Annotated in this window: 9 protein-coding genes; 3 read left to right on the top strand and 6 right to left on the bottom strand. The window is 40.0% G+C overall.

The window, feature by feature from the left end; all coding sequences use genetic code 11:
* Positions 1–106: 106 nt before the first annotated feature.
* The 4 genes from RMY27_RS35035 to RMY27_RS35020 all read right to left on the bottom strand — a co-directional run bounded on the left by RMY27_RS35035 (position 107) and on the right by RMY27_RS35020 (position 3764).
* A complete protein-coding gene (locus RMY27_RS35035; RefSeq protein ID WP_322669393.1) occupies positions 107–733 on the bottom strand; it encodes a chemotaxis protein CheB in 627 nt (208 codons plus the stop codon).
* Positions 734–880: 147 nt separating this feature from the next.
* Positions 881–1750, bottom strand: coding sequence for a polyphosphate kinase 2 family protein (locus tag RMY27_RS35030; RefSeq protein WP_322669392.1), 870 nt, complete (start codon positions 1748–1750; stop codon positions 881–883).
* A gap of 102 nt (positions 1751–1852) precedes the next feature.
* Positions 1853–2329, bottom strand: coding sequence for a hypothetical protein (locus RMY27_RS35025; protein ID WP_322669391.1), 477 nt, complete (start codon positions 2327–2329; stop codon positions 1853–1855).
* Positions 2330–2480: 151 nt separating this feature from the next.
* Complete coding sequence (locus RMY27_RS35020; protein ID WP_322669390.1) at positions 2481–3764, bottom strand: proton extrusion protein PcxA; 1284 nt, start codon at positions 3762–3764, stop codon at positions 2481–2483.
* Between the two features lie 492 nt (positions 3765–4256).
* Between RMY27_RS35020 and RMY27_RS35015 the strand changes: the two genes are divergently transcribed.
* Both RMY27_RS35015 and RMY27_RS35010 read left to right on the top strand, forming a co-directional pair.
* Positions 4257–5444 (top strand): tetratricopeptide repeat protein, encoded by a 1188-nt coding sequence (locus RMY27_RS35015; RefSeq protein WP_322669389.1) that lies wholly within the window; start codon positions 4257–4259, stop codon positions 5442–5444.
* 353 nt (positions 5445–5797) lie between these two features.
* Positions 5798–6055, top strand: a complete 258-nt coding sequence (locus RMY27_RS35010; RefSeq protein ID WP_322669388.1) for a transcriptional regulator — start codon at positions 5798–5800, stop codon at positions 6053–6055.
* A gap of 540 nt (positions 6056–6595) precedes the next feature.
* Here the strand turns inward: RMY27_RS35010 and RMY27_RS35005 are convergent.
* Together RMY27_RS35005 and RMY27_RS35000 are read right to left on the bottom strand one after the other, a co-directional pair.
* A complete protein-coding gene (locus tag RMY27_RS35005) occupies positions 6596–7762 on the bottom strand; it encodes a pyridoxal phosphate-dependent aminotransferase (protein ID WP_322669387.1) in 1167 nt (388 codons plus the stop codon).
* A gap of 308 nt (positions 7763–8070) precedes the next feature.
* Entirely contained in the window at positions 8071–9153 is a 1083-nt protein-coding gene (locus RMY27_RS35000; RefSeq protein ID WP_322669386.1) for a class I fructose-bisphosphate aldolase, read from the bottom strand.
* A gap of 348 nt (positions 9154–9501) precedes the next feature.
* On the opposite strand from RMY27_RS35000, the gene RMY27_RS34995 reads away from it, so the two are divergent.
* On the top strand, positions 9502–9816 hold the full coding sequence (locus RMY27_RS34995) for a hypothetical protein (protein ID WP_322669385.1): 315 nt from the start codon (positions 9502–9504) through the stop codon (positions 9814–9816).
* Positions 9817–10046 lie beyond the last annotated feature (230 nt).

The raw sequence follows: 10046 nt of genomic DNA, 5'->3' as shown, positions 1-10046 counted from the left end.
AAGGCTCATTAAAGGAGTTCAAAGCCTCATTAATGAGTATCAAAGGCTCATTAAACTATGGTGACACCAAATTCTACTTTAAAATAAATCTTCTCTGCCTCTAAGCTTAGTTAGATTCTCCCATGACCAAAGTCACCAGGGTGCTGGAAATTTCATCAAGGGGGAGAATAAAATCTACATTGCCGGTGTGAATTGCGGCGGAGGGCATCCCGGAAAATTCGGCGGTTTTTACGTCTTGGACAATGACATTACCGCCCATTTTTTTGATCGCTTCTACTCCCATCGCGCCGTCGCTACCCGTTCCAGTTAACACAACAGCGATCGCTCTGTCTTTGTAAGTGGCTGCAACTGATTCAAATAATAAGTCCGCCGAAGGACGTAAAAAATGTACTAATTCTGACTGTGATAAGGAAAGTGTACCGTCATCGTTTACCAATAAGTGACGATTGGGTGGAGCAACGTAAGCCGTTCCTGGGCTAAGAGAATCTCCCTCTTGTGCCTGTTTGACAGTAATATCTGTGCGCCGACTCAGAATTTCTGCCATGAACGACGGATGTTCAGGAGCGAGGTGTTGCACAATGGCGATCGCAGCTGGAAATTTTGTAGGTAGAGTCGATAGCACTTTAACTATAGCAGTCACACCGCCTGCTGAGGCTGCGATCGCCACTATATCAAAGGCAGCATTAGTAAAGTGAGGTAGATGATTTTTGGCATTTTCTGCCATCTCAATCATGATTTTGCGCTTATAACTATCTGCGTAACTTCTTTAGTTACAAATAGCATTAATAAAGTTACAATTTCTTATTTTTACCTACATATATTATACAGTATATTTGAACTACCTCAGCATTTTTTTGCCTTTACCTATCAAATTCACAGGTTAATCTTCCTGCTCTAGAATACGTTTCGCCTCCAAAAGTTGCTGCTTATGTTCTTCACTAACCTTTGGGTATTGCAAATTTAGTTCTTCTAATTTTGTGCAGATAATATTGGCAACGGTTAGGCGGGTAAACCATTTGCGATCGGCAGGAATAATATACCACGGTGCCCATTTAGTACTAGTATTGTTAAAAACCTCTTCATAAGCATTCATATAATCATCCCAAAAAGCTCGTTCTCGAACATCATTATCTGAAAACTTCCAATTTTTATCAGGAGAGTCAATCCGTTGTAAAAAACGTCTTTTCTGCTCTGACTTGGAAACATTGAGAAAAAACTTCAGAATAATTACACCATTATCAACCAAATATTTTTCAAAGTTATTAATTTCTTCAAAACGCTGCTTCCATATCTTTGTTCCATTGGGGAAGTAAGGAAGTTGTTGTTTCTGAAGCATTTCTGGATGAACACGAACTACCAGCACTTCTTCATAATATGAACGGTTGAATATCCCAATTCGTCCTCTTTCTGGTAGAGCTTTCATCGAACGCCACAAGTAGTCATGGTCTAATTCTTCTGCACTGGGGCCCTTAAAACTAAACACTTGAAATCCCTGTGGGTTCACACCAGAGGTAACATGTTTAATAGTGCTGTCTTTGCCAGCAGCATCCATTGCTTGAAAAATAATCAACAGAGAATATGTATTTTGAGCATAAAGAATATTTTGGTAATTAGCTAGTCGTTCAATATCTACCTGTAATTTGATCGCAGCATCAGTTTTTTCATGAAAATCAGTTTTATAAGCTGGGTCATAGTTTTTTTTCAAAGAAATCTTTGAACCTGGCAAAACAATGAAAGCATCATGATTCATGTATAAAACCTCCTTGTAGCTAATTAATATGCAAACATATTTTGAAATGTTAATTTCTGAAAGTTAACTAGAGCGGATAATTAAAAAGACGCTACGCGAACATTACTTTCGTCGCTTTGGCATAGGACGCATTGCTTCACGTCCCAAGATAAACATCCCCGTAATACCTAAACAGACAAACCAAATATATTGATACCAGTATTGCCTAATCTCCATAACTGTACTGGTTTTTGGATGCAATGTGTTTAAGTATAACAGCAGTACCAATATCATGAGTGCCCCAAAACCAACAAGGCTCAAGCCAACAAGAATTCGTGCGGGACGCAGTTCAAAATCACTAATAGTATTTAAGTCAATTTCTGCCAGTTCCTTAAAGGAGTCATCTGCCAAAGATGAGGTTGCTTGAAATTTATTGCTCAGTTTTGGTGGCAAAATCTGCGACAGTTTTGCTACAGTTGGGCGACGAAGCAAAGCCTCGGTATCTCGCAGCAATTCCAGCGGTTTACGGGTAGTAGTTGGTTGAGCAAACTCTCTGTTGTCTGTAGAAGTTGAGGCATTAGCTTTGCTTTCAAAATCCATAGTACGCTTCGGAAAAACCAGGATATACATAGCCTAGCGAATCAAAAGACAAATGCGTGAAAATAATTCGTAATTCGTAATTAATTGATTTATGGGAAAAAACACATTCTTTACTCAAAGTAAGTAAATTTAGGCGTTGGCTAATTACAAATTACTCGTCCATTTCTTTTAATGTAGCTAATGCCGATGGAGATAAACGACTGAGATAGCGGAATATCCAGTATTTAAAGATAGTGTTTAAAATTACAGGAAAAGTAGCAATAAAGAAAAATATTATATTTCGACTGGGTGGAAGACCTAAATGTTCTGCTAACCCTGCAAGAAGGACTTCCCACCCATCTGGTGAGTGAAATCCTACAAATATATCTGTAAATAAAATAATTAAAAAAGCCTTAGCGCTATCGCTGAGACCAGAGACAATGGTATCCATAAAAGACTTAAGAATCGCAATTTCTCTTTTGCTCACAGCGATAATTATTCCAAAAGAAAATAGTGAGATTAAATCAGCAAAGGCATTACTAACACTACTATTACTTTTTCTCCGGAATTCTTCAGAGATTTCAACTGCTTTACTTTTTATTTTTTCTTGTATTAGCTCTGAAGAAAGGGGCGGTGCTTGATTAAGCAAGTATTCAAATCTCAGTTCTTCTTGAAAATTATGTAATTCATGGAGAGCTTCTTTCTCCATGTCAGAATTGAGAAAAACTTTAGTTACGTTGTCTCCTCTAACTCTTTCTAATATTGGAATTACTATAAATTCTTTAGATAAAGATTGAGCCAAAAGCGGTACAATAATTAGAATCATCAAAAATTTAAAGGCAATTAGTGTTCTACTTTTAGAAGTGCGATAATTTCTGACAAACTCTTCTTCTGTCTGCGGTGCAAACCTGGGTTGAATTTTATTAATTTTCTTACCAATGGAACTCGGATCAACTCCAGTCCTTTGAGTTGTAGGTTTAACTTCAGTCTCATTGATATTAGATGATTTTAAATATTTTTCTGTTTCTTTACTATTGATTTTTAAATGCTGAGAATGTGGCCCTAGTTGAGTATTATTAACTGGTTTATCTTTGATAGCGTACTTCTCTACTACTTCATCGATAACCTTTAATTTTTCTAATAAAACAGGATTAGAGATATTGACAATTCCCCGACTAAGCTGGAATTCTGCAAGCCTGATCTTAATAATAGTTAGGTTCTTATTAAGATATACTTGCCAATAAGACATGACATTTTCAGTATAATTTACTGATTGTAAAGATATTTTTTTACGATCAAAATGTTCGTTCTCAATATTTTTAATTCTCTGAGCTGCTTCGTAAGCTTCTAAAAGTGCCCTTTCTGGTGTATCTAAAAACCAACGGTTTAGCGATCGCAAATATTCTTTTAAATTTTGGCGAAGTAATTCTGCTGTTCTGGTAAGTGAGTTTTTCATTACATAATATGACTATTTAGATAATGTGTATTATAGTTATATCATCCTGAAAAATGGGTAATAACAGCTAAATAGTTAAGTTAGTCCAATCAAGATTCAGGTAATATTTCCTGATGCAATCTCTAGGATGGTCACTGAGCCAACTAGAAGTGCGGGCTGCGCTACGCTAGCAATTTCATATTACCTGTAAACTCAGATGGATCAGCATAAATTGACACTGGTCATTTATATTGGCAGTTTATCCATTACACTGTCATAATTTACACCATTTGTCAGTGTTTCTGTTTCATACAAAAGCCTTGATTGCAACATTTCACAATTGAGGCAAATCTTCCACTACGCACAGTCTATCACTGTCAAAGGGAACAAGAAGTAGAGATGTTGCTTTCTCATCTCCCACTTTGCGGGAAGCTAAAGCTACATCTTCCTCATCCCCCTCATCCACCTCATCCCCCTCATCCCCCTCATCTCCCCACTCCCAATTTTTAAATTATGAGTTTGAGTCTGTGCATGATTGTGAAAAACGAAGCCGCAACGCTGCCTAAATGCCTAAGCAGTGTCAAAAAAGTGGTGGATGAAATGGTAGTGTTGGACACAGGCTCAATTGATCGCACTCCCAACATTGCCCAACAACTTGGTGCAAAAGTCCATCATTTTAAATGGTCTAATGATTTTAGTGCTGCGCGCAATGCAGCTTTAAAATATGTCACTGGTGATTGGATTTTGGTATTAGATGCTGATGAAACTTTGACTCCAGCAATTGTACCGCAGTTGCGAGAGGCGATCGCCAGAGATGAATACCTGCTAATTAACCTCGTTCGTCAGGAAGTTGGTGCAGAACAATCTCCCTATTCTTTGGTTTCCAGGCTATTCCGCAATCATCCAGATATTCGTTTTGACCGTCCTTACCATGCCTTAGTAGATGATAGTGTATCAGAAATTTTAACCAGAGAACCCCACTGGCAAATAGGTTATTTACCTGGGGTTGCACTTATACACACAGGATATCAAAAAAGTGCGATCGCTCAAAATAACAAATATGCCAAAGCCGCTACGGCGATGGAAGGGTTCCTCGCAACTCATCCTGATGACCCTTATGTTTGCAGTAAATTAGGGGCGTTGTATGTGCAAACTGGAAAAATTTCTCAAGGTATGGATTTGCTCAGACGAGGAATCATCGTTGCTGAAGACAACTACGATATTTTATATGAACTCCACTATCATTTAGGCATTGCCTACAGTCGGTTGCAAAAATCCCCACAGGCGATTTCTCACTATCAAGCTGCCATCAAATTGCCAATTTATCCCATGCTCAAACTAGGAGCATACAACAACTTGGGTAACTTACTCAAAGCAGCAGGAGATTTCAACGGTGCGAAAACTGCTTATGCCACAGCTTTGAAAATTGACCCTACTTTTGTTATTGGACATTATAATTTGGCGATGACATTTAAGGCTTTGGGTTTATTTGCAGATGCGATCGTATATTATCAACATGCAATCACCTTAAATCCCAACTATGCCGAAGCATATCAAAATTTAGGGGTAGTGTTGCTGAAAATTGGCAATCATCAAGATAGTTTAGCAGCTTTTAAAAAAGCGATCGCTCTTCACGAAAGGTATAATCCCGAAGAGGCGAAAAGACTACGCCAGGGGTTGCGAGAGATGGAGTTGATGTAGAGATGAGGGGGCATTGGGCACTTGTACTGAGCAAACTTTAAGCTGGAAACACAAAACATCAGACTGGAGTATAGTTCAATACAGTTAAGTTAACTGTATTGATTTATAGTTTCAAGACTTGCCTCCCCTAGTTATCCCCGATTGTTACCTAATCTAAAAATATAAACCCAAAAGTTGAAATCAAAACTTTTGGTGGTATCAAACTTTTCAATATTTTATGAATAAAGAGACAAAGCTCTTTCGTATATTTTGTTCATATTGGTGGTGTTGGCAGAGTAACTGCCTTCACGGGCATAATTCTTTCAAGAATATAACAACGTAGATGCAATAAGTATTTGAGGGAGTAATAACCTATGCTTGAAACCCATCTTATCCACACCGAAGCTGATTATCGTGCTGCACTTGATGAAATTGAAAGATTGTTTGATGCAGAACTCAATACACCAGAGTTTGACCGCTTGGAAGTTTTAACTACGCTTGTGAAAGCATACGAGCAAAGGCATTACCCAATCGAAACACGAGATCCTATTGAAGCAATTTTATATTATCTTGAATCCCGTGAGTTATTTTTAGATGATATAGAGCCAATGAAACCAGCGATGTTTTATTAAACACCTCTTGAACTTGAGCTTCCGAACACGGAACTTGAACTTCGGAACACTAAACTTCAGCTTCCGAACTCGAAACTTCAGCTTCAGAACATGGAATTTGAACTTCCGAACTCGAAACTTCAGCTTCAGAACATGGAACTTGAGCTTCCGAACTCGGAACTTCAGCTTCAGAACATGGAACTTGAGCTTCCGAACTCGAAACTTCAGCTTCAGAACACGGGACTTGAGCTTCCGAACTCGAAATTTCAGCTTCAGAACACGGGACTTGAGCTTCCGAACACGGAACTTGAGGTTTAAAAATGAACTCCACCCGTTCTGAGTTGAAAAGGTGGAGTTAAAAAGTTGAAGAGTTGATAAATGCTCCTCACAAATGACAAAGATATCATGTCCGCTTGATTGCTTATTAAATCCGAAGAACCCCACCCCGCCAAAGCTGTGCTTTGTCTCCCCTCCCCGCCTGCGGGGAGGGGTTGGGGGTGGGGTTCTTTTATTATGGGTAATTTGGCGGACATGATATGACAACTGACAAATGACAACCAACTAAATACGCGACTTGACAAATTTCTCTAATCTATCCATTCCCTTTTCAATCGTCGCCATATCTGTGGCGTAGGAAAGGCGAATGTTGTCATCAGCGCCAAAAGCAATTCCGGGAATGACAGCGACTTGATGTTCTCCCAGCAAAGCGTCACAAAATTCTAGGGATTTTAGACCGGTTTTGCTGATATCAGGGAACAGATAAAAAGCGCCATCTGGTTTTGCAGTACTCAAACCGGGAATGGCGTTGAGTCTATCTAGCATTACCTGGCGGCGTTTGGCGAAGGCTTGGCGCATTTCTTCGACACAATCTTGAGAACTTTGTAGCGCTGCGATCGCACCATATTGGGCAAAGGTACACACGTTAGATGTACTATGCCCTTGGATGGAACTCGCTGCTTTAATGATTTCCACAGGCCCTGCTAAATAACCAAGTCTCCACCCAGTCATGGAATAAGCTTTCGCAAACCCATTACTAATCAAAGTGCGGTCAAAAATTTCCTTCCCAAGAGAACCGATGCTGATATGTTCTGCACCGTCGTAGAGAATTTTTTCGTAAATCTCATCTGAGACGACAAAGATATCTGCATCAACTACTACCTGCGCCAGTGCTTTAATTTCATCTGGCGTGTAAACCATCCCCGTGGGATTAGATGGAGAGTTGAGGATAAATAACTTCGTCTTAGGCGTGATTGCTTTACGGAGTTGTTCGGGAGTAATTTTATAACCCGTCGTTGCATCTGTAGGGACAATTACTGAAACCCCACCCACCAAAGTCACCATTTCGGGATAACTTAACCAGTAGGGTGCGGGGATAATTACCTCATCACCTGGATCGATCAATGCCACGATTAAGTTGTACAGAGAATGCTTACCGCCATTGGTGACAATCACATTCTCAGACTTGTAATCAAGACCGTTATCAATTTTAAGCTTATGGGCGATCGCTTCCCTTAACTTTGGTTCTCCGGCTGCTGCACCATACTTGGTTTTGCCTTCTTCCAAAGCTTTGACTGCTGCGGCTTTAATATGCGCTGGAGTATCAAAATCTGGTTCTCCAGCGCTAAAACTACAAACATCTATTCCCTCTGCCTTCAGTGCCTTAGCCTTGGCTGCGATCGCTAAGGTTAATGAAGGTGTTACCTGACTTACTCTTGCTGCCAGCTTCATTCTTACTATTTTTTGGCAAATCTTTCACTTATCTAAGGATATCCCAGAATCTCTACCAAGATTCGCCTTTTCTGAATTCCTTGGGAATGGGGCATGAGCGTTAGGAGTGCTGAGTGCTGTTAGCGGTAGCGGGGCGTTTAGCCCGTGCTGAGTGCTGAGTTAGGAGTTAAGAGTTAGGAGTTTTGTTTATCTCCTTGTCCCCTCATCTCCATCATCTAGCTCCTCTGCCCCCTGCTCCCCTGCCCCTCTGCTCCTCTGCCCCCCGGTCACTGAGCGTAGCCGAAGTGCTGCTCCCCTGCCCCCAATCCCTAAGCGATCGTCACATCTGGCGACAAGTAAACATCCTGAATGGTGTGAAATAGTTTTACACCTTCCTCAAAGGGACGCTGGAAGGTTTTTCGCCCAGAAATTAATCCTGAACCACCAGCGCGTTTGTTGATTACGGCGGTGCGAATTGCTTCGGCAAAATCATTTTTACCAGTCGCGCCACCAGAATTAATCAACCCCACACGCCCAGAGTAGCAATTTAGCACTTGGTAACGAGTTAAATCAATTGGGTGATCGGTTGTCAAATCTGTGTAAACGCGCTCATCGGTTTTGCCGTAACTCTTACCACTGGCTTTGGCAACTGCACCGTAACCATTGTTATTTTCGGGTAACTTTTGTTTAATGATGTCGGCTTCAATGGTTACACCCAAATGATTTGCCTGTCCGGTGAGGTCAGCAGCAACGTGGTAATCTTTGTCTTGTTTAAAGGCGTTATTCCGCAGATAGCACCAGAGAATAGTCGCCATCCCTAATTCATGGGCGCGTTTAAAAGCTTTGCTGATTTCCTGAATTTGTCTGGTAGAATTCTCGGAACCAAAGTAAATTGTCGCACCTACGGCAGCCGCCCCTAAATTCCAAGCTTGTTCTACATCCGCAAACAATACCTGGTCAAATTGATTGGGGAAAGTTAGCAATTCGTTGTGATTGATTTTGGCAATAAAGGGAATTTTGTGGGCATATTTGCGCGAAACTATACCTAATGTTCCCAAAGTGGTAGCAACAGCATTGCAATCTGCGGCGATCGCTAGCTTAACAATATTTTCTGGATCAAAGTAAATTGGATTGGGCGCAAAAGACGCACCTGCTGAGTGTTCAATCCCTTGGTCTACTGGTAAAATCGAGAGATAGCCTGTGTTTGCCAGACGACCAGTAGAGTAAAGTAAATGGAGATTACGCAATACTTGAGGATTGCGATCGCTGTTGAGCCAGATTCGATCTACAAAGTCTGGGCCCGGCAAATGTATTAAATCACGAGAAACTTTTGCTTTGTAGGTAAGCAGGTCTTCAGCCTCTTTACCTAGCAATGACTCAATAGAATTAGGTTCTTTGAGCGTTGTAGTCATAGCGTTTTCCTCAAAAATTGAGCAAATGACCTTTGCTTTTAAGATAGCATTTTTAATACTCCTAACCTGCTTAGGCTTGTATTCACTAGATATATATTCCTTTTGATATAAAAGCCTTAAATTATTCTTTAAAAATCGCTAAAATCAATGATTGTCTGAGATATAACCATTATTTGAGCCAAGATGCACAAATAAAGAATTGTGTTTTTGAGGATTTTGGTGGATTGCAGACTGATAATTTGATATATTTCAATTCTGATACTCATCATCTGACAAAAAAAATGTCGAGAAGTAATCTTCGCAGATTCCTATTGTGGCAATAATCGTTAAAAGAACAAATACAATTCTATGAGTAAATTTAACATCGATCTCGACTTCAGCAAAATAGATTTCGCTTCCCTTGAAACAGAAGAAGATTTTCAAAGAGAGGCAAAAACATTACTACCCAAAGCACTGGTAAAACTAGGTGAAAGTGTAGGTGAGAAGACTTGGGAAGAATTACAGCAAAAGCTGCAAGCATCGGGAAGTAAGCTCAAATCTTCTCCTAGTGAGAAACGTAGGTTTATGCAAGAAACAGGCAGAACTTATCAACGAAATGCCAGTAATAGAGAAAAACAAGAACTAGAAGAATATATAGTAGAGCAATTACGCCAGCACAAATAATAAATATCAACCTAAGCTTGATGTACTCGTATTCCAACTTCTATTTTTAGCAGTAGTTTTAGTAGGGTGTGTTAGCCCTTGGCGTAACGCACCACTTTCCTAACTTGTAGTATTCAAAATCATTCTAGTCTTTACCTTTTTAATACTCGTGAGCGAGTCTTTTATACTCGTGAGCGAGTCTTTGAACTCCGTTAACGAGTCTTTTATACTCGTGAATGAGTCTTTGAACT

Origin of the sequence: Nostoc sp. DedQUE09, assembly GCF_034530915.1 — a bacterium.
Classification (GTDB): domain Bacteria; phylum Cyanobacteriota; class Cyanobacteriia; order Cyanobacteriales; family Nostocaceae; genus Nostoc.
Note: the sequence above shows the minus strand (reverse complement) of the source record. Positions and strands in the feature narration are given on the sequence as shown.

What these genes read in the sequence shown, in the direction of transcription:
- RMY27_RS35035 (WP_322669393.1), bottom strand. Translation starts at nt 733, where the DNA reads ATGATTGAGATGGCAGAAAATGCCAAAAATCATCTACCTCACTTTACT.
- RMY27_RS35030 (WP_322669392.1), bottom strand. Translation starts at nt 1,750, where the DNA reads ATGAATCATGATGCTTTCATTGTTTTGCCAGGTTCAAAGATTTCTTTG.
- RMY27_RS35025 (WP_322669391.1), bottom strand. Translation starts at nt 2,329, where the DNA reads ATGGATTTTGAAAGCAAAGCTAATGCCTCAACTTCTACAGACAACAGA.
- RMY27_RS35020 (WP_322669390.1), bottom strand. Translation starts at nt 3,764, where the DNA reads ATGAAAAACTCACTTACCAGAACAGCAGAATTACTTCGCCAAAATTTA.
- RMY27_RS35015 (WP_322669389.1), top strand. Translation starts at nt 4,257, where the DNA reads ATGAGTTTGAGTCTGTGCATGATTGTGAAAAACGAAGCCGCAACGCTG.
- RMY27_RS35010 (WP_322669388.1), top strand. Translation starts at nt 5,798, where the DNA reads ATGCTTGAAACCCATCTTATCCACACCGAAGCTGATTATCGTGCTGCA.
- RMY27_RS35005 (WP_322669387.1), bottom strand. Translation starts at nt 7,762, where the DNA reads ATGAAGCTGGCAGCAAGAGTAAGTCAGGTAACACCTTCATTAACCTTA.
- RMY27_RS35000 (WP_322669386.1), bottom strand. Translation starts at nt 9,153, where the DNA reads ATGACTACAACGCTCAAAGAACCTAATTCTATTGAGTCATTGCTAGGT.
- RMY27_RS34995 (WP_322669385.1), top strand. Translation starts at nt 9,502, where the DNA reads ATGAGTAAATTTAACATCGATCTCGACTTCAGCAAAATAGATTTCGCT.